Annotated in this window: 18 protein-coding genes; 10 read left to right on the forward strand and 8 right to left on the reverse strand. The window is 73.8% G+C overall.

Annotated elements, in window-relative coordinates; all coding sequences use genetic code 11:
- Nucleotides 1–7: 7 nt before the first annotated feature.
- Entirely contained in the window at nt 8–1,186 is a 1,179-nt protein-coding gene (locus ACZ56L_RS07270) for a hypothetical protein (protein ID WP_468686567.1), read from the forward strand.
- Here ACZ56L_RS07270 and ACZ56L_RS07275 read toward each other — a convergent pair.
- A complete protein-coding gene (locus ACZ56L_RS07275; RefSeq protein WP_345221461.1) occupies nt 1,107–1,829 on the reverse strand; it encodes a rhomboid-like protein in 723 nt (240 codons plus the stop codon). The genes ACZ56L_RS07270 and ACZ56L_RS07275 overlap by 80 nt on opposite strands.
- Nucleotides 1,830–1,902: 73 nt before the next feature.
- On the opposite strand from ACZ56L_RS07275, the gene ACZ56L_RS07280 reads away from it, so the two are divergent.
- Both ACZ56L_RS07280 and ACZ56L_RS07285 read left to right on the forward strand, forming a co-directional pair.
- A complete protein-coding gene (locus ACZ56L_RS07280) occupies nt 1,903–2,826 on the forward strand; it encodes an aminoglycoside phosphotransferase family protein (protein ID WP_471062363.1) in 924 nt (307 codons plus the stop codon).
- Nucleotides 2,823–3,305, forward strand: a complete 483-nt coding sequence (locus ACZ56L_RS07285; RefSeq protein WP_471062365.1) for a GNAT family N-acetyltransferase — start codon at nt 2,823–2,825, stop codon at nt 3,303–3,305. Before ACZ56L_RS07280 ends, ACZ56L_RS07285 begins: the two co-directional genes overlap by 4 nt.
- A 387-nt stretch (nt 3,306–3,692) precedes the next feature.
- Here the strand turns inward: ACZ56L_RS07285 and ACZ56L_RS07290 are convergent, their stop codons facing one another.
- Nucleotides 3,693–4,250 carry a GlcG/HbpS family heme-binding protein gene (locus ACZ56L_RS07290; RefSeq protein WP_345221468.1) on the reverse strand — a complete coding sequence of 186 codons (558 nt, stop codon included), beginning with the start codon at nt 4,248–4,250 and terminating at the stop codon, nt 3,693–3,695.
- 363 nt (nt 4,251–4,613) lie between these two features.
- On the opposite strand from ACZ56L_RS07290, the gene ACZ56L_RS07295 reads away from it, so the two are divergent.
- Nucleotides 4,614–6,152, forward strand: a complete 1,539-nt coding sequence (locus tag ACZ56L_RS07295; protein WP_471062367.1) for a sensor histidine kinase — start codon at nt 4,614–4,616, stop codon at nt 6,150–6,152.
- Nucleotides 6,149–6,781, forward strand: a complete 633-nt coding sequence (locus tag ACZ56L_RS07300; protein ID WP_345221473.1) for a response regulator transcription factor — start codon at nt 6,149–6,151, stop codon at nt 6,779–6,781. The genes ACZ56L_RS07295 and ACZ56L_RS07300 overlap by 4 nt, the downstream gene beginning before the upstream one ends.
- 18 nt (nt 6,782–6,799) lie before the next feature.
- Here ACZ56L_RS07300 and ACZ56L_RS07305 read toward each other — a convergent pair whose 3' ends face one another.
- The gene (locus ACZ56L_RS07305; RefSeq protein WP_471062369.1) at nt 6,800–7,411 is read right to left on the reverse strand and encodes a Uma2 family endonuclease; all 612 of its coding nucleotides are present in this window, start codon (nt 7,409–7,411) and stop codon (nt 6,800–6,802) included.
- 134 nt (nt 7,412–7,545) lie between these two features.
- On the opposite strand from ACZ56L_RS07305, the gene ACZ56L_RS07310 reads away from it, so the two are divergent.
- On the forward strand, nt 7,546–8,046 hold the full coding sequence (locus ACZ56L_RS07310; RefSeq protein WP_345221477.1) for a hypothetical protein: 501 nt from the start codon (nt 7,546–7,548) through the stop codon (nt 8,044–8,046).
- Between the two features lie 33 nt (nt 8,047–8,079).
- On the opposite strand, the gene ACZ56L_RS07315 is transcribed toward ACZ56L_RS07310, so the two are convergent.
- The gene (locus ACZ56L_RS07315) at nt 8,080–8,754 is read right to left on the reverse strand and encodes a pentapeptide repeat-containing protein (RefSeq protein ID WP_345221479.1); all 675 of its coding nucleotides are present in this window, start codon (nt 8,752–8,754) and stop codon (nt 8,080–8,082) included.
- Nucleotides 8,755–8,885: 131 nt separating this feature from the next.
- Between ACZ56L_RS07315 and ACZ56L_RS07320 the strand changes: the two genes are divergently transcribed.
- The 3 genes from ACZ56L_RS07320 to ACZ56L_RS07330 all read left to right on the forward strand — a co-directional run bounded on the left by ACZ56L_RS07320 (nt 8,886) and on the right by ACZ56L_RS07330 (nt 12,772).
- Entirely contained in the window at nt 8,886–10,076 is a 1,191-nt protein-coding gene (locus tag ACZ56L_RS07320; RefSeq protein WP_471062371.1) for an NAD(P)-binding protein, read from the forward strand.
- Between the two features lie 67 nt (nt 10,077–10,143).
- Nucleotides 10,144–11,160: a zinc-binding dehydrogenase gene (locus tag ACZ56L_RS07325; protein WP_471062373.1), complete on the forward strand. Its 1,017-nt coding sequence runs from the start codon at nt 10,144–10,146 to the stop codon at nt 11,158–11,160.
- A 148-nt stretch (nt 11,161–11,308) separates the two neighbouring features.
- Nucleotides 11,309–12,772, forward strand: a complete 1,464-nt coding sequence (locus ACZ56L_RS07330; RefSeq protein WP_471062375.1) for a M1 family metallopeptidase — start codon at nt 11,309–11,311, stop codon at nt 12,770–12,772.
- Nucleotides 12,773–12,879: 107 nt separating this feature from the next.
- Here the strand turns inward: ACZ56L_RS07330 and ACZ56L_RS07335 are convergent, their stop codons facing one another.
- Nucleotides 12,880–14,442, reverse strand: coding sequence for a M4 family metallopeptidase (locus ACZ56L_RS07335; RefSeq protein ID WP_468686586.1), 1,563 nt, complete (start codon nt 14,440–14,442; stop codon nt 12,880–12,882).
- Between the two features lie 308 nt (nt 14,443–14,750).
- Between ACZ56L_RS07335 and ACZ56L_RS07340 the strand changes: the two genes are divergently transcribed.
- Complete coding sequence (locus ACZ56L_RS07340) at nt 14,751–15,587, forward strand: hypothetical protein (protein WP_468686590.1); 837 nt, start codon at nt 14,751–14,753, stop codon at nt 15,585–15,587.
- A gap of 28 nt (nt 15,588–15,615) precedes the next feature.
- On the opposite strand, the gene ACZ56L_RS07345 is transcribed toward ACZ56L_RS07340, so the two are convergent.
- The 3 genes from ACZ56L_RS07345 to ACZ56L_RS07355 all read right to left on the reverse strand — a co-directional run bounded on the left by ACZ56L_RS07345 (nt 15,616) and on the right by ACZ56L_RS07355 (nt 18,051).
- The gene (locus ACZ56L_RS07345) at nt 15,616–16,773 is read right to left on the reverse strand and encodes a methyltransferase domain-containing protein (protein WP_471062377.1); all 1,158 of its coding nucleotides are present in this window, start codon (nt 16,771–16,773) and stop codon (nt 15,616–15,618) included.
- Nucleotides 16,770–17,135, reverse strand: a complete 366-nt coding sequence (locus ACZ56L_RS07350; RefSeq protein ID WP_471062379.1) for a hypothetical protein — start codon at nt 17,133–17,135, stop codon at nt 16,770–16,772. Before ACZ56L_RS07350 ends, ACZ56L_RS07345 begins: the two co-directional genes overlap by 4 nt.
- Nucleotides 17,136–17,199: 64 nt before the next feature.
- Entirely contained in the window at nt 17,200–18,051 is an 852-nt protein-coding gene (locus ACZ56L_RS07355) for a DUF5753 domain-containing protein (protein WP_468686596.1), read from the reverse strand.
- Between the last annotated feature and the right edge of the window lie 12 nt (nt 18,052–18,063).

The raw sequence follows: 18,063 nt of genomic DNA on the forward strand, positions 1-18,063 counted from the left end.
ACGGGGCATGAGTGAGGTTCTTTTTCTGCCGCCGCAGCTCGTGGCGGCGTCCGTGCCCGCGTCGTTCGACGGGCTGGTTCTGAGGTCGGAGAGGGTGGAGCGGATCGGTGACCACCGGTGGTCGGTGTGGGTGGGCGCCGGTCGGCTGGTGGACCGGGAGTGGGTGGGGGGCCGGCGCGGCTTCCTCGGGGCGAGCGCGGCGAACGTCGAGCTGACGGAGTTGCTGTGGCAGCGGCCGTGGGACTTCGGGGTGGTGGGGTCGGTGGTGCTGAGCGCGCACGAGGTGCGGGTGCTGCCGACGGGGCCGCGGGGCGGCGGGACCGTCCAGGTGACCGGTCCCGAAGTCCTGGACGGGGTGCAGCGGCTGGGCGTGCTGGCGCGGGCGGTCGCGGAGGGCCTGCCCGCCGGTTCGCTGGAGCGGTCGCTGCTGCGGGTGGAACTGGTGACGGGGCCTGCCGTGGATGTCGTACGGGGGGAACTCGACGCGGAGGACCGTCGGCGCAATCCGGCCACCGCTCAGGACGAGCTGGTGCGGGATCCGAACGTGCTGCGGGTGATGCGGCAGTTCCGCGCGGACGGGGTCAGCTTCGCGGTGCGCCGGGGGGAGGTGCGGGAGCCGTACGGGGCCGGGCGGTGCGTGTCGGTCGAGGAGGCGACGTCGGCGCTGGCGTGCCTGGCGCCGGGGGCCCGGCTGGAGGTGGCGCACGCGGCGGACGGGGCCGCCGGGCGGGAGCGGCTGTGGGCGGACCGGAGCGGGGAGTCGTACCGCGCGGTGTTCAACGAGAACACGGAGGCGGTGGGGGTGCTGCGGGCGGTGGAGATCGCCCGGTGCGTGCGGGGCGTGGTGGCGCGCAAGGGGCGCGGGAAGCGTTATGGGCACGCTCATCTGTGGCGGGACGTGCCGCAGTTGGCGGTGTGGGCGGTGGGGCGGCAGTTGCCGCTGGTGGAGCTGCACCGGGAGGGGCGGGGGCCGGGCGCGGTGGACTGGGACCTGCTGGTGCGGGACCGGCTGGAGCTGCTGACGGCGGGGGTGGCGGAGGGGCTGCGGGAGGCGTACGAGGCGCTGCGGCCGACGGCGGGGGGCAGGCGGCTGCGGCACGCGGAGGTCAGGGAGCTGGGGTTCTGGGCGGAGCTGATGGAGGAGTACGGGGCTGCCGGGGACGCCGCGGCGCTGGATTCCCTGTGAGGTCTCGGCCGTGCCCGCCGCGGTGTGTCGCGCGGTTCCTGGTGAGGGGGTAGCAGGCGAGGCCGATGAGGGCGGCGGCGAGGTGGCCGACGTCGGTGAAGGTGCGGCCGTTGACGAGGGGGAGGGCGTAGAAGGTGAGGACGGCGAAGAGGTAGGGGTACCGCCAGGGGGCCGGGATGAGGTGGGTGAGGACCGCGACGACGCCGGCCAGTGCGTAACTCACCCCCACGTCCAGGGTGTTGACGGATTCCGGCGGGGCGATGCCGTGCCTGATCGCCCAGCCGAGGACTCCTTCGCTCAGGTACGTCGCGCCGACGTGTGCGGCGAGGACGACCCCGAGCCAGCGCAGGGTGCCGAGCCGGCGTTCGGCGGGGGCGTGGAAGAGGGAGTACAGGACGGCGTACGGGAGCCAGCCGCCGCCGTCGAGCCAGAGGGCGGAGGTGATCAGGACGCGGCTGGGGTCCTGGGAGAGGTGGTGGATGTTGGTGGACCGCTGGCGGAGGAACGCGTCGGTGAAGGCGGGGTCCATGTGACGCGTGGCGACGGTGGTCAGGAGCAGGACGAGGAGCCAGAGGTGGGTGCCGGGGGCGGAGCGGAGGTGGTGGAGTGCTCTGGCGAGGGCGCTGCGGAGGGGGCGGAGCATGGTCCGATTGTTGCGGTATGAGCTGATTCGCTCGGGCATTCTCCGCCCGTACGGCGAGTGAGGTGGTGCGGGGATGGGCGAGCGGTACGAGGTGCGGGTGCCGGCCGGGCTGGCGGCGGCGCAACTGCGGTGGAACGGGGAGGCGGGGCGGGCCTGGGTGGCCGGGCTGCCGGGGCGGGTGCGGGAGTGCCTGGCGGGGTGGGGCCTGCGGCCGGACGGCCCGGTGATGCACGGGGCGGCGGCGCTGGTGGTGCCGGTGGTGCGGGAGGGGGACGGGCTCGCGGCGGTGCTCAAGCTCCAGCTCCGGGACGAGGAGAACGCGGGGGAGGCGGCGGCGCTGCGGGCGTGGGCGGGGCTCGGGGTGGTGGAGGTGCTGGCGGCGGACGAGGCGCGGGGCGCGCTGCTGCTGGAGCGGCTGGACGAGGGCAGGCCGCTGGACGGGGTGCGGGACGCGCTGGACGGCGTACGGGTGATCGCGCAGACGCTGGCGAGGCTGAACGCGGTGACCGCTCCGGCGGGGATGCGGCGGCTGGGGGACATCGCCGCCGCCCTGCTCGACGACGCACCGGGGCTGCTTCCGGCGCTGGCGGACGGGGCGGAGCGGCGGCTGCTGGAGCGGTGCGCGGGGGCGGTGCGGGAGGTGGCGGGGGAGGCCGGGGACCGGTTGCTGCACTGGGACCTGCACGCGGAGAACGTGCTGGCGCCGAGGGCGGGTTCGGGGCGGAGCGAGCCGTGGGTGGTGATCGACCCCAAGCCGCTCGCCGGAGACCCGGGGTTCGAACTCCTCCCGGCGATCCGGAACCGGTTCGACGCGGGGGAGGTGGTGCGGCGGTTCGATGTGCTGGTGGAGGTCATGGGGCTGGAGCGGGACCGGGCGGTGGCGTGGACGCTGGGGCGGGTGCTGCAGGACTGCTTGTGGGAGCTGGCGGAGGGGGAGGTCCGGATGCCGGACGTCCATGTGGTCGTCGCGAAGGCCCTGCTTAGGGTGCGGGCATGATTCGCGAAGCGACGGTCGGGGACGTTCCGGAGATCTACGCAATGGTGCGGGAACTGGCCGAGTACGAGAAGGCGTTGGACGAGGTCCGGGCGAGTGAGGAGCAGCTGCGGGAGGCGCTGTTCGGCGCGCGCCCGGCGGCTTTCGCGCATGTGGCGCAGGACGGGGGCGGGAAGGTCGTCGGCTTCGCCCTGTGGTTCCTGAACTTCTCGACGTGGCGGGGTGTGCACGGGATCTACCTGGAGGACCTGTACGTGCGGCCGGCGGCGCGGGGCGGCGGGTACGGGAAGGCGCTGCTCGGGGAGTTGGCGCGGGTGTGCGTGGCGCGGGGGTACGAGCGGCTGGAGTGGTCGGTGCTGAAGTGGAACCGGCCGGCGATCGACTTCTACGAGGCGGTGGGGGCGCGGCGGCAGGGGGAGTGGGATGTGTACCGGCTGACGGACGAGGCGCTGGGGAGGCTGGGCGGGGCGACGCCCCTTTAGGGGCGCGGGGAACTGCGCGACCAACCACGACGGATCTGCACGGAGCCGTTCCCCTTGGCCGCGCGGCGAGCGCTTTAGGTGGAGGGGCGGGTCCGGGGCCTCTCCTGCCCGAGCCGGGCGGGGCTGTGCGTCCGGTACGGGGCTGGGGTCTCGGCCTGGGCGGGGTCGTGCGTCCGGCGCAGGCGCTTGCGCAGGGGGCGGCACCCGGGCGGGCCGGGAGCGGGAGGGGCCGCCCCCTTGCCCGCCCTCCCCCAAGCTCTCGGCTTCGCTCGAGCAGGGGGTACCCCCCTCGCCCCCTTGGGGCGGCCCCGTCGCCCAAGGGGGCGGAGGCGGAGGCCCGTGCCCCGGCACGGAGTGCGGGCCGTACGCCGTTGATGCCGTCCGCGACTAGCGGCCCAGAGCGGCGACACCGGCCTGGGCGAACTTCTCGTCGAGGTCGCCGCTCGGAGCCCCCGCGACACCGATGCCCGCGATCGGCGCGCCCTTGGCCTGGACCGGCGCGCCGCCGCCGAGGAAGAGGGTGCCGGGGATGTCCTTCAGGTTCGGGGCCTGGGCGAGGCGCTTGACCAGCTCGGAGGTGGGGGCGTTCCAGGCGACGGCGGTGTAGCCCTTCTTCGCGGCCGATTCGGGCGACTGCGGGCCGGCGCCGTCGCCGCGCAGGGAGACGATGGTGTTGCCGTTGCGGTCCACGACGGCGACGGAGACGCGCTGGTTCTCCTTCTTCGCGGCGTCCAGGACGGCCTCGGCGGCCTTGGTGGCGGCGGCGACGGTGAGGTGCGTGGACTGCTGGAGGTTGCGGTTCGAGGCGTCGGCCTTGACGGCGGCGATCGACTCGGCGGCCGGGGCGGAGGCGTTGGCGCTCACCGCGCCGAACGTGCCCGCGCCGACGGCGGCGAGCACGGCGGAGGCGGTCAGGGCACGGGCACGGACGGAGAGCTTGCGCATGGTGGACTCCAGGGGAGGGGGGTGCTGCCGGAGCGGCGGAGTGCCGGGCTCCTTCTGACCTCAATCCTGGGCGGGGAACCGTGCCCGTACGGTCGGTGCACCGGCTGCCCCCGGCGGGCCGCCCGGCCGACACGGGGGTCGACCGATCGGTTGATGCGGGGGTGGTCCCGGATGGGGGGAGGATGGATGTGCGGCCCGCCCTGTCGGCCCCGCCGGGTCCCGGGTACGGCGGACGGTATGGCCGGCCTCGCGCAGCGCAGCGGAGTCCGCGGCTGGAGGGGTACGCGGGCTCCCGGCCGGCCGGGAACGGCCTCGCGCGGCGCGACCCGAACCACGCACGACCGGAACGAGGACACGGATCCGATGCCCGACCCCGACACCCCGCACGGGACTTCCGCCCCGGGCGACGCCCCGCACGGCACTTCCGCCCCGGGCGACGCCTCGGCCATCCCGCACGGGACTCCCGCCCCGGGCGGCCCGGCCACCCCGCACGGGACTCCCGCCCCGGGCGGCCCGGCCACCCCGCACGGAATTCCCGCCCCGGGCGACGCCTCGGCCATCCCGCCCGGGGCCTCCGCCCCGGGCGGCGCCCCGCCCGCCCCGCACGGGACTTCCGCCGCAGGTGACGCCTCAGCCACCCCTCCCGGCACCCCCACCCCCGGCGCCCCGGCCACCCCGCACCACACCCCCGCCCCGGCCGCCCCGGGAACGCCTGCCGGTGATCCCGACGCGCGGCCCCTCGCGCTTCTCCTGCACGTCGCCTTCTTCCTCCTCCTCGGCGGTTCCCTCGCCCGGTTCCTCCTGCGTCACCCGGGGGAGGCCCGCACCCCGTGGATCATCGGGCTGAGCGTCGCGCTGGCCGTCCTGCACGTGCTGTTCTACGTGGTCCGCAGGGGCCGGGGGCCCGGGCGGGCCCGGCCCCGGGTTCACCTGGGCATCGTCGTCGGCGTCTGGGTGGTCCTCGTCGTCCTCGCCCCCAGCTTCGCCTGGTGTGCCGTTCCGCTCTTCTACACCGGGCTCAGGACCCTCCCCACCCGTACCGCCCTCGCCCTCGTCGCCCTCCTCACCGTCTTCGTCGTGGCCGCCCAACTCCAGCTCGCCAAGGGGCAGTTCGACCCCACGCTGCTGCTCGCGCCGCCCGCCGTGGCCGCCGTCGCCGCCGGGACCTTCGTCCACATGCAGCGGCAGGCCGCCCGCCAGCGCGCCCTCATCGAGGACCTGATCCGCACCCGCCGCGAACTCGCCGCCACCGAGCGCCGCGAGGGCACCCTCGCGGAGCGTCAGCGGCTCTCGTACGAGATCCACGACACCCTCGCGCAGGGCCTGTCCAGCCAGCAGATGCTGCTCCAGGCCGCCGACCGCACCTGGGACACCGACCCGGCGACCGCCCGCCGCCACGTCCGTACCGCCACCTCCATCGCGGAGCGCAACCTCGCCGAGGCCCGCCGGTTCGTGCACGACCTCGCGCCCGCGGACCTCGCGGAGGCGGGCAGCGGAGGTCTCGAAGAGGCCCTCCGCGCCGTCGCCGCCCGCGAGAACGCCCGCCTCCACATCGACGGCGCCGCCCCCGCCGCGCCCCTCCCCGACCGCGTCCAGTCCGCCCTGCTCCGCATCGCGCAGGGCGCGCTGGCCAACGTCCGCGAACACGCGCGGGCGACCACCACCGCGCTCACCCTCACCTACCTGGACGACCAGGTGGTCCTCGACATCGCGGACGACGGCCGCGGCTTCGACCCCCGGGCGCCGCGGGGCGCGGCGGGCGTGCGGGGCCACGGCCTGCCCGCGATCCGCGCCCGCGTCCAGCAGCTCGGCGGCACCCTCGCGGTCGAGTCCGCCCCCGGCGAGGGCACGGTCCTGTCCGCCGCGATCCCCCTCGCCGTACCCCTGGAGCCCCAGCCATGACGACCCCTCCCGCCGTACGGGTCCTGCTCTGCGACGACCACGCGGTCGTACGGGCGGGCCTGCTGGCCCTGCTCTCCAGCGAACCGGACATCGAGGTCGTCGGCGAGGCCGGGAGCGGGGAGGAGGCGGTCGCCACCGCCGCCCGGCTCGCGCCCGACGTCGTGCTGATGGACCTCCAGCTCGGGGACGGCATCGACGGCGTCGAGGCGACCCGCCGCATCGCCGGGACCGGCCCCCACGTGCTCGTCCTCACCACGTACGACACGGACGCCGACATCACCCGGGCGATCGCCGCCGGGGCCACCGGTTATCTGCTGAAGGCGGAGCGGCCGGAGGAACTGTTCGCCGCGATCCGCTCCGCCGCCCAGGGGCGCACCACCCTCTCGCCGCCGGTCGCCAGCCGGGTCATGGCGCAACTGCGGGGCGCCGGCCGTCCCGCCCTCACCGACCGTGAGTCCGACATCCTGGCCCAGCTCGCCCACGGTCTCGGCAACCGGGAGATCGCCCGCGCGCTGTTCATCAGCGAGGCGACCGTCAAGACCCACCTGGGCCGCATCTACGCCAAGCTCGGGGTGGACACGAGGTCGGGCGCGGTGGCGGTGGCGAAGGAGCAGCGGTTGCTGCCCTGAGCCTCGGTGCAGGCGCGGTCAGAACTCGCTCGTGTCGAGGTCGAAGCCGAGCGGCTCGGGCAGCGGGATCTTGCCCGGCATGTCGTACGCGACCTTGTTGACGTAGTCGTCCCCGGCGGGCTCCGTGCACAGCACGGCCCGGCCCGCCTCGCGGTCGATGAGCAGGTAGGCGGGGATTCCGGCGCGGGCACAGCCCCGGAGCTTCTTCACCCGGTCGTTGCCCGCGGTGGAGGAGGAGGTGACCTCGGCGACCAGGACGACCGGTGACGGCTCGTGCCATTCCAGGTCGTCGTCGAAGCTGCCCTTGGGGGCGATCACGAGGTCGGGCACGACCTTGCCGGTCCGGGAAGCGCCGGGGACGGCGAGGCCGATGCCGGTGTACGGGCGGAGGACACGGTCCTCGCGCCGCAGAATCACCTGCTCCGCGACTCCGGAGACCAGCTCTTCGTGCTCGCCGTTGGCGGGAGGTGTCACGTGGATGTCCCCTTCGATCAATTCCACGCGCCAGCCCTTCGGGGCGACGGCGCTGAACATGTCGAAGGCTTCCTCGACCGACATGGCCGGGTTCTTGTCCTGGAACTCGTCGGACTCGTCCTCGAACGCGTCCCACTCCGGTGCGGGCAGTGCCATGGCGGACCTCCTTCGCGTAGCGCGACTCTCCCAGCGTAGGCCGGATTAGCATCCCGGAACCTCAGCCCCTTCACTCGAACGTGTGCGCTGATACGTTTCTCCGTCCCGCCCCTCCCCGTGCGACCATCGGGAACGTGCTCGACATCGGCTACTCCCTCTCCCGCCGCTTCCCCGATCCCCCGCAGACGGACTACCGCCGTGCGGACGTACGGGCGCTGCGGCACGACCTGTTCTGCGGGGACGTGTACCTCGCGGACGTCAAGGCGGACCGGGAGATCTCCACAGCCTGGGGATGGGTGCCGGTGCTCGACTTCGCGTGGGCGCTGTGCGACATCGTGGAGCAGATCGACCAGGACCCCCGGGGGAACCGGTCGGCGCTCCGGCAGTACGCGGAACTCGACTTCACGGAGTCGACCGACCGGATGCTCTTCGAGCGGCGCTTCGGATGGGTCGACGTGGAGGCCGACTGGATGCCGGCCGAGGAGCCCGCGCTGACCTTCAGCCACCGGCTGCTGCGGCGGGAGGCACGGGACTTCCTGCACGACCTGATCGCCGACCTCACGGACATGCACGAGGGCCTCGCCGACAACCCGGCCCTCTGGACCCTCCAGGCGAAGTTCCCCCGCGTGAGCTGACGGCCGGGACCCGGGGCGGGGGCCCGGGGGCCCTCACCCCTCCACCCGCACCCCCATCGCCCCCGCGAACACCGGAGCCAGGTCCAGCAGCTGCCCCGGGCTGATCACCGCGCCCCGCAGGCGGTCCACGCCCCGGGCGATGTCCAGGGAGGACACCGTCCGCAGGTCCACGTCCCGCATCGTCACCCCCGTGAGGTCCGCCCCCTTCAGTACGCAGTCCCGGAACTCCACCCGCGTCAGCCGTGCCTCCGCGAAGTCCGGTTCCACCAGTACGCAGCCCTCGAAGACGACATCCGTCAGCTTCGCCTTCCGCAGGTTCGCGAAGTCGAGCTTCCCGCCCCGCACCATCACCCGCTCCCACACCGACCCGTGCAGTTGCGTCCCGCCCAGCCGGGCGTCGACCACCTCCACGTCCCGCAGCGACGCCTCCGCGAGCTGCGTCCCCACACCCCGCACCTGCTCCAGCACGCAGTCCATCAGCCGCGCCCGCCCGAGCCGCGTCCCGTCCAGCGCCACCCCGTACAGCCCGCAGTCCAGGAAGCGCGAGCCCCGGCCCTCCTGCCCCGCGAAGTCCAGGTCCCGGAACTCCAGGCCGTCGTAGTCCCCCTCCGGCTCCAGCTCCCCGCCCCCGAACGGCTCCAGCTCCGGAAGCCGCACCTCGGGGCGCCGTACGGCCGGGACCCCGTCCTTCTTCGCTGCGCGTGCCATGCCCCCATGCTGCCCCACCCCACTGACAACGCCCCGCGCGCGGCTCTCCCCGGCCCGATGTCACATCCCGGCGGCCCCCGTCCGTCCCACTCCCACAGGCAGCACGACCCCAGCCACCGGGAGCACCCACCATGACCAGCAGCACCCCCCTCACCGTCGTCGGCGGCGGCCTCGCCGGGCTCGTCACCGCCGTCACCGCCGCCGAGTCCGGCGCCCGCGTCACCCTGCACGAGTCCCACCGCGACCCCGGCGGCCGGGCCCGCACCGCCGACGGCAGCCCGTACCTGACCAACGAGGGCCCCCACGCCCTCTACTCGCGCGGCCCCCTGTGGACCTGGCTCCAGCAGCGCGACCTCGTCGGGCCCGTCGCGGCCGTGCCCCTCTCCGCCGCCGCCCGCACCCGCTTCCACCGCGACGGCTCGCTGCGCCGCACGCCCCCGCTCCCGGTGCTCCGGCTCGGCCGCCGCGACCCCCGACAGACCCCGGTCGACCGCGACTTCCTCTCCTGGGCGGCCTCCCTCATCGGCGAGCGGCACGCCCGGTACGCCGCCAACGCCGTCGCCGTCGCCCTCTTCCACCACGACCCCGGCGCGCTCTCCGCCCGCTTCGTGCAGGAGCGGCTGCGGCGCGTGCTGGCCCTGCCGCCGGAGGCCAGGTATCCGGTCGGCGGCTGGAGTTCGGTCGTGGTGCGGCTCGTCGCGCGGGCGGAACGGCTCGGCGTACGGATCGAGACCGCGTCCCGCATGATCCCCGGCGGCCTCGCCGACGCCGCCGCGCGCGGGCCCGTCGTCGTCGCCACCTCCCTGCCCGCCGCCCGCGCCCTGCTCCGGGACGACTCCCTGGTCTGGGAGAGCGGCCGCACCGCCCTCCTCGACCTCGGGCTGCGCACCCGGCGCGGGGACGCGTTCATCGTCTCCGACCTGGACGCGCCCGGGTGGATCGAACGGTTCACCGCCCAGGACCCGACCCTGGCGCCGGCCGGCGAACAGCTCGTGCAGGCCCAGCTCCCGGTCGCGGACGGCCGGCCCAGGTCCGTCGGCGTGGCCCGCGCCGAGCGGCTGCTCGACCTCGGGTTCCCCGGCTGGCGCGAGCGCGTCACCCACCGCTCCGAAGCCCTCGCGACCGGGCGCACCGGCGCGGTCGACCTGCCCGGCACCACCTGGCGCGACCGGCCCGCCGTCGACCGGGGCGACGGCGTCTACCTCGCCGGCGACCAGGTCGCCGCCCCCGGCCTCCTCGCCGAGGTCTCCTTCAACAGCGCCCTGGAAGCCGCCTCCCTCGCGCTCCGCGCCGCCCGCCCCCTTGACCTCAACCGCGCTTGAGGTCACAGGATGATCCGCCTGAGCCGGCCGCGCACGCCGACGGCCCCACCAGTGAAGGAAGTCGACCATGCACGCGATCCGCCTGCACGCCTTCGGTCCCGCCGGGAACCTCACGTACGAGAGGACCGAGGACCCGCTCCCGGGCCCCGGCCAGGTCCGGATCGCCGTCGCCGCGGCCGGCGTGCACCTCGTCGACACCGCCCTGCGCCGCGGCGACCGGGGCCCCTTCCCCGAGCTGCCCGCCCTGCCCACCGTCCCGGGCCGCGAGGTCGCGGGCACCGTCACCGCGCTCGGCGCGGGCGCCGACCCGTCCTGGCTCGGCCGCCGGGTCGTCGCCCACCTCGGCGCGAACCCCGGCGGCTACGCGGAGCTGGCGGTGACCGACGCCGCCAGGCTGCACCCCGTGCCCGACGACCTCACCGACCCCCAGGCCGTCGCCATGATCGGCACCGGCCGTACCGCCCTCGGCATCCTCGGCTTCACCGAGGTCGCGCCGGACACCGTCGCCGTCGTACCGGCGGCCGCGGGCGGCATCGGGACCCTCCTCGTGCAGTACGTGAAGCACGCGGGCGGCACCGTCGTCGGCCTGGCCGGGGGGCCCGCCAAGACCGCCCTCGTCGAGCGGAACGGCGCCGACCTCGCCGTCGACTACCTCCGCCCCGACTGGCAGGAACAGGTCACCTCCTTCCTCTCCGCGCGCGGCATCGGCGGCGCCACGGTCGTCTTCGACTCGGTCGGCGGCGACACCGGCCTGGCCGCCGTCGACCTGCTCGCCCCCGGCGGCCGCCACCTCGTCTTCGGCTGGTCGGGCAAGGGCGTCCACGACGGCGAACCCCTCACCTTCACCGAAGCCGAACTCGCCGACCGCGCCATCACCAGCGAGGTCGTGCTCGGCCCGCCCATGCTGGCCAGGGCGGGCGGCGGCCCGAACCCCATCCGCACCCTGGAGACCCGCGCCCTGGCCCTCGCCGCCGAGGGCGTCCTGCGCCCCGCGGTCCAGCCCTACCCGCTGGCGGAGGCGGCCCGCGCGCACGAGGACCTGGAGAACCGGCGGACGACGGGCAAGGTCGTGCTGGTCCCGTGAGGCGGTGGGGGAAGGCGCCTCCGGGAGGGGCCGTACGGGGAACCGCCTGGGGGGGGCAGTACGGGAGCTTCCGTACTGCCCCCCTCAATCCCCCGCTCCCCGCTCCCGAACCCGCCCGCCCCGCCCCCGCCCCGCCTAAGATCGGGGGATGCCCTCCCGCCGACGCCGCCCCCTCCGCGCCCGTGCCGCGACCGTCGCCCTCCTCCTCGCGGCAGCGGTGAGCGGCTGCACCGGCGAGGGCGTCCCCACCGGCGGCCCCGGTGCGCACGGCCTGCGCGATCCCCTCTTCCCCAAGCTGGGCAACGGCGGCTACGACGTCACCCACTACGCCATCGACCTCGACTACACCCCCGCCGGCAACCGCCTCAAGGGCACCGCCACCATCACCGCGAAGGCCACCCAGGAGCTGAGCGCGTTCAACCTCGACCTGGCCGGCCTCACCGTCGCCTCCGCGACCGTCGAGGGCGAGCCGGCCGCCGCCCGCCGGGCCGGTACGGAGCTGACCCTGCGCCCCAAACGGGACCTGCGCAAGGGCGAGACCTTCACGGCGGTCGTCCGCTACTCGGGCACGCCGCGCGAGATCAAGGACGTCGACGGGGCCCGCGAGGGCTGGCTGCGCCCCGAGGACGGAAAGCTCTCGGTCGCGGTCGGCCAGCCCACGGGCTCCATGGCCTGGTTCCCCGGCAACAACCACCCCTCCGACAAGGCGACGTACGACATCACCGTCACCGTCCCGGCGGGCCGGACGGCCATCTCCAACGGGGAGCTGAAGAACCCGCCCCGCACCGCGAACGGCCGCACCACCTTCGCCTGGCAGATGCGCGAGCCGATGGCCGGCTACCTCGCGATGGTCGCGGTCGGCGACTTCGCGGTGTGGGAGTCGAAGGCGACCGCCGAACTCGCGGACGACGAGGAGACGGTGACGCGGACCGTCCCGGTGTACGCGGCGGCCGAGCGGTCCGTGGACGCCGAGAGCCTCGGGCTGCGCAAGGAGATCCCCAGGATGATGGACTGGGCGGTCACCTACTTCGGCCCGTACCCCTTCGACTCGATCGGTTCGGTCGTCACCCGGGGCGAGGGGGACGTCGGGTACGCCCTCGAATCCCAGACCAAGCCGGTCTACGCGGGCGTCACCGGCAACGACGGAGCCCTGGAAGAGGCCCAGTTGCACGAGATCGCCCACCAGTGGTTCGGCAACTCGGTCTCGCCCAAGGACTGGCGGGACATGTGGCTCAACGAGGGCTTCGCGACGTACGCGGAGTGGCTGTGGACCGAGGACGAGGGCGGCCGCACGGCCCAGGAGTCCTTCGAGGCGGCGTTCGGGGACGACGCGAACTGGAAGTTCCCGCCCGCGAGCCCGCCCGGCCCCCGGTACGTCTCGGACGTCCCGGTGTACAGGGGCGGCGCGATGGTCCTGCACAAGATCCGCCAGGCGGTCGGCAACGACGCCTTCTGGGAGATCCTGGAGGAGTGGCCCGCGAAGTACCGGGGCGGGAACGCGTCGACCGCCGACTTCACCGCGTACGTCGAAGGGAAGACGGACGCGGATCTGTCGGCGGTCTGGGACGTCTGGCTGCACGGGGGCGTACGCCCCGCGACGCCCGACGCATGACGCCCGACGCATGACGCCCGACGGCTGACGCCGGGGGCCGGCACGCACCGGCTGGCACGCACCGGCCGGCGCCCGCCTGTGGACGCCCAACGGCCTTCGCCCAGGGGCTACTTCACATTGACCCCGGTCCAGGCGGCCGCCACGGTCTTCGCCTCGACGCCGTCCGCGCCGTACAGGTCGCCCGCCGCCTTCAGGGTCGCCGCACGGGCGCCCCGGTAGTCCGTGGTCGACGTCATGTACGTCGACAGCGCCCGGTACCAGATCTTGTACGCCTTCTCCCGGCCGATGCCGGTGACCTTCGACCCGTCCTTCGTCGGCGAGTCGTACCGCACGCCGTTGATCTCCTTGGCCCCGCTGCCCTCGGCGAGCAGGTAGAAGAAGTGGTTGGCGATGCCGGAGGAGTGGTGCACGTCCACGTCCCCCGCCTTCTCGTCCCAGTAGTCGAGCGACGTGCCGTCCTTGCTGGGCTTGTCCATGTACCGCAGCGGCGAGCCGTCCCCGTTGATGTCGATCTTCTCGCCGATGAGGTAGTCGCCGACGTCCTCCTTGTTCTTGGCGAAGAACTCGACGGCGGTGCCGAGGATGTCGGAGGTCGCCTCGTTGAGGCCGCCGGACTCGCCCGCGTACTCCAGGTTGGCGGTGGCCGCCGTCAGCCCGTGCGTCATCTCGTGCCCGGCGACGTCGATGGCGGTCAGCGGGTGGGTGTTGCCGACGCCGTCGCCGTACGTCATGCAGAAGCAGCTGTCGTCCCAGAAGGCGTTGACGTACGCCGTGCCGTAGTGCACCCGGGAGTAGGCGGCCCTGCCGTCGCCCGCGATGCCGTTGCGCCCCAGCTCGGACTTGTAGAAGTCCCAGGTCGTGGCGGCCCCGTACGCGGCGTCGACGGCGGCCGTCTGCGGATCGTCGGCCTTGCCGTTGCCCCACGTGTCGTCGGCGTCCGTGAACAGCGTGCCGGTCCCGGACTGCCCGCCCTTGAGGTCGTACGTCTTGTGCCCGCCGCGTTCGCCGTCCGTCAGCTCGAAGCCCGAGCCGCCCTTCGTCGTGGTGAGCGGCACCTCGCCGCTGTACATGCTGCCGCCGCTGCCGGTCTCGATCTCGTCGAACTCGTACAGCTTCTTGCCGGTGTCGGCGTCGGTGACGGTGTGCAGCCGGCTCGGGGTCCCGTCCTTCTTCGTGCCCGACTTCACGGTCTCGAAGGCCAGCACGGGCTTGCCCTTGATCGCGAAGATCACCTTGCGGGCGGCCGCGGCCGCCTTCAGCTTCGGCGTCGTCGACGCCACGGCTATCCTCGCGTCGGTCGCGCGGTCGACGCCCTTGAGCTTTCCGCCCTCGGCGACGTGCGTGACGAGGTCGCCGCCGAGGACGGGCAGGCCGTCGTACATCCGCTCGTACCGGGTGTGCACGGTCCCGTCCGCGTCCTTGACGACATCGCGGGCGACGAGCTTCTCACCGGCGCCGAGACCGAGGCCTCTGGCCGCCGAAGCGGCGTTGGCCTGGGCGGACTTGATGGCGGTGGCCCGCACCTCGGCGGCGGAGGCCGCGGGGGCCTGCCGCGCCGGGTCGGGCACGGCGGTCGCCGTCCCGGCCTGCACGCCGACGACCACCATGGCGGCCGCGGCGGCGAGGGCGGTGGCGCGGACAGAGTTCTTCCGTGAAACGTGGGGGGTCATGCGCTCTCCATCACTCGTTCCGTGGGGGGTAAGAGCTGAGCGATGTGAGACTGACACCGATCGACCGCTGTTGACCGTGTGCCAACAATTGCCTCACAACCTTTTGACCATCCCTTGCCCCTTGATCGTTTGCCGGGGACCCACTTGTGACGGAAGTCGATCAGCACGCGGACAACTGGTGCGCGATGGGCTGAAGTTGTGCAGGCGGCGGAGGGGGTGCGGTACTCATCCGCACGCGTCCGCCCGGGGCCGTCACCTGAGTACGAACACCCATGCGGGGCCGGAACCGGCGGACACACCATGTCCCCATGCGAACCGAGACCCCCGCACGGCCCTTCCCCGGGCCCCTGCTGACGACCGCCCTGGCCGCCACGACCGCCGCCGTCCTCCTCCTGACCGGCTGCGGAACCCAGCGGGCGGCCTCGGACGACCGGGCCGGGGGCGGGAGCGCCCAGCAGGCGGGCGCCGCGGCCGGTGCCCCGGCGGCGGACCGGGCGAAGGAGAAGACCCCGGCGGGCATCCCAACGGATGCTCCGGCGCACACCCCGGAGGCGGAGGCCCGCTTCCTGGACCTGATCGGCCGCGCCCTGAGCGCCTGCGACCCCGACGCCCCGACGGACGAGCCGCTTCCGCCCGACGAGGACACCCCCACCGGCAAGGGCGCCGTGCCCCGCCCCGAGGACCTGCCGGGCTGGGAGGCCGCCACTCCCCGCTACGGCCCCGACGAGACGCCCCCGCCGGTCCCGCTCCCGACGGACGGCCCGGACGGCACCGAGCCGCCGGGCCCGACGACCGGGCTCCCCCCGTCCCGTGACGAGATCCCCCTGCGCGCCGTGGAGAAGTGCGAGGGCGACTTCCACAGGCAGCGCATCACGAAGGCCTTCCGGACCTCCCCGCCCCCCGAGCCCGCCTCCCACCCCGCCCTCCACCGCACCCTGACGTCCCTGGACTACCTGCCCTCCGGCATCCACCGGATGCCGGACCACGGGGGCTCCCCCCGGGTGCGCATCGACCTGCGCTTCATGGGCGGCAACCTGGTCCTGGAGGTCACCGCCGCCCCGGACGGCGTCCGCGTGGACCCCTTCGGAGCCTCGGAACAGGAGGAGCTCAAGGTCACCGACGTCCTCCGCAAGGGGGCCTCCTGAAGGAGCGGTGACGGGTGCCGCCGGTGCGTCAAGAAGAGGTGCACTGGGTGCGGACGACCTTCGCCGGGGTGTCCAGCCACACGTACTCCGCCTCCCGCGTCACGGTGAGTCCCGCCCGGTCTCGTCCGGGGCGGCCGAGACGACCCCAGGCGCGGTGCGCCGCCTCCACCTCGTCCCACAGGCGTCGCGGCCCGTACTGCGCCACCTCGTACGCGTCCCGATCCGGTACGAAGTCGACGGACGCCCACGACGAGCGGTCGTCGGCCAGCACCCACAACGTCGCCTCCCCGCTGTCGTCCTCCGCCTCCACCAGCAGGTACCAGGCGTCCGTGAGGTCCAGCCCCACCCAGAACAGGGCGTCCGCGTCCTCCGCGAGGCGGCGCGGGCACAACCCCGTCCCGCCGGTCTCCTCCTCTCCCCGGTGATGCAGGAAGTCGGCCAGGAACCCGCGCGCCGGGCGGTGGTTGCGGCTGCGCATGAACGCCGGGAATCCGCTGAACCGCCCCTGGGCGACCGGTGGGTCGGCCCTCTTCCTGCGGACGTCCAGCGTCGCGAACGAGTACGGGAAGAAGCTCCCGCCCCAGGGCGCCACGATCCGCCCCTCGGGGGCGACGCTCTGCTCGACCCAGGCGTACGGGACACGCGGCACCGCGTACGTCGCGACGACGCGGTCGTACGGAGCGCGGTCCGCACAGCCGGCGTCGCCGTCACCGCACACCACCCGGACCCGGAACCCGGCGGCGGCGAGGTTCTTCGCGGCCGTCTCGGCGAGGGCGGGGTCCATCTCCACGGAGGTCACCCGGTCGTCGCCGAGCCGGTGCGCGAGCCAGGCGGCGTGGTAACCGGTGCCGGTCCCGAGTTCCAGCACGTGGTGCCCGTCGCGCACGTCGAGCAGCCCGAGCATCTGCAACATCAGCGAGGGGGCGGAGCTGGACGAGGTGGGGAGCCGGTAGGCGCCCCCGGTTGTCTCCCGGCCGTCGTTCACCTGCGTGATCAGCGGCACGTCGTCGTAGACGGCTGCCAGCCAGGCGTCCGGGTCGTCCCGGCGCGAAACGGTTCCGGACGGCGTCTCCACCGCCTCCGGCAGGAAGGCGGCCCGGGGAACGGAACCGACCGCCCCGCGCCAACTCTGCTGAACACCGCCCTCGTTGACGAGGAGCCGCAACAGATCCTCGGGCGAGCTCACTTGCCGTCCTTCTTCGGCGGGTTCGAGATGGGCCGGTTCCACTGCCCGTCCGACTCACGGGGCGACTGCTGCTTGTCCCCCTCGGACCCGCCCTTGCCGTCACCGTGCGTGCCCATGCGGGCCTCCTTGGCGGCTTCGGCCCCGGGCCGCAGCGCCTGCGCGAGCCGCACGGCTTGGTCGGCGTGGAGTCGGCCCAGCTCGACCAGGGGGTGCCCGGAGGTCGCGCCGGTCAGGTCGATGCGCAGTGAGGGGAGCGTGATCCGGGCGGCGCCGAGGGCGTGGGTGAGGAGGTCGACGGCGTGCTGGGCCTCTGCGAGGGCCGACCTGGTGGTGGTGCGGTGTGCTGCGTGTGTGGTTGCCATGCCAAAGACGTTAGGAACGTATCTGGTTGGGCCTCAACGAAGTTGCGCGAAGTTGCGCGGAGATTCACGCGAGAGTGTCGAGTGCTCCCCTGATCAGGCCTCGGGCATGACCGCCGTAGACGGCGAGGGCTTGCAGCGCGTGGAAGGTCCGGAGGTATTCGGCGATCTCGGCGTCTGCGGTGACGTTGACCGAAGCCGAGACCAGTTCAACCTGGACGCGCCGGTCGTCAAACACTCGGAAGGACTCGACCGGCCACATGTCGCGTTCCACGGTGAAGGGGATGATGCCCAGGCTGACGCGAGGGAGGGGCAGGACGGCGAGCAAGTGTCGCAGTTGCCCGGCCATCGTGTCCGCGTCATGGAGCCGGTAGCGGAGAACGGATTCTTCAATCAGGAAAACGAACCTGTGATCGCCTTCGTGGATGACGCGGGCGCGCTCCATCTTGGCGGCGACGGCGCGTTCCATGTCGTCGGCGGTTCGGCCGTCCTCGGCGGAGCGGGACATGATGGCGCGCGTGTAATCGGCGGTTTGCAGGACCCCGGGGACGACGTCGGACGTGTAGAAGCGGAAGGCTCTGGTCTGCTCGTACAGGGAGGCGTACGACTCCTGGAGGGTGCTGAGCCCGGCACGCTTGAGCTGCCTCCATTCCACGTACATGTTGTCCGCCGCGCGCGAGGCGTTGATCAAGTCATCGGCTTGTTCAGCCACCCCGCACGCGGTGCACCAGGCCCGGATGTCGGCAGGAGAAGGGGCCGCCTGGGCAGCCTGGAGGCGGGTCGTCTTGGCGGGATGCCAGCCGCACCGGGCCGACAGCTCGCGGCCGGTGAGTCCCGCGTCCTTGCGCAGGTCCTGAAGCCGGTCGGCAAGGGCCTTCCTGGCGGCATGGGCGCTCGAAGAGGGGGAAGCGGGCGGCATGGCTGATGGGGT

The organism is Streptomyces sp. NPDC039736 (genome assembly GCF_055596485.1).